The following is a 521-nucleotide window of genomic DNA, read 5'->3' on the forward strand; positions in this document are numbered from 1 at the left end:
AAAGAAACTACAGTGAGTATGATGAGATGTGGTTGTACTTCGGTGCTAACGGAAGAAAGTACGTTGCAAGCAGTACAGATCAGTCAAAGCAAAGAGAGATAAACGGTAAGGCATACCTGTTTGATGAGAACGGTGTAATGATACCTCAGCTTTCTGTAACTAATGCAAATATTAGAGCTACAGCAAGCAACGCTAAAGTAAAATACGGTTCACTTGATACAGACGGTGAGCTTAAAGACGATTATTGGACATTTACAGTACCGAATGAAGTAATGAGTCAGCAGGACTATGATACACAAGAGCACAGCTGGTTCAGAACAAAGAAAGACGGTAGTGTAATTAAAGACAAAATAGCTACAGTACTTGGAAGAAGATATGCTTTCGATGAGATCGGACGTATGCAGACAGGCTTTGTAATTATGTTGGAAGATGATACATTCGGTATCAAATATGATGTAGATGAGTGGACAAAGGAAGATTTCCTTACAGACGCTCTCAACTCACCTATAGCTGCAATAGAT

1 pseudogene is annotated in these 521 nt (G+C 39.3%); it reads left to right on the top strand.

From position 1 onward, the window contains the following. Window positions 1-521 (top strand): annotated as a pseudogene (locus HMPREF1495_RS09410) (N-acetylmuramoyl-L-alanine amidase family protein); the annotation flags it as partial.

Origin of the sequence: Lachnoanaerobaculum sp. MSX33 (assembly GCF_000512995.1) — a bacterium.
Lineage (GTDB): Bacteria > Bacillota > Clostridia > Lachnospirales > Lachnospiraceae > Lachnoanaerobaculum.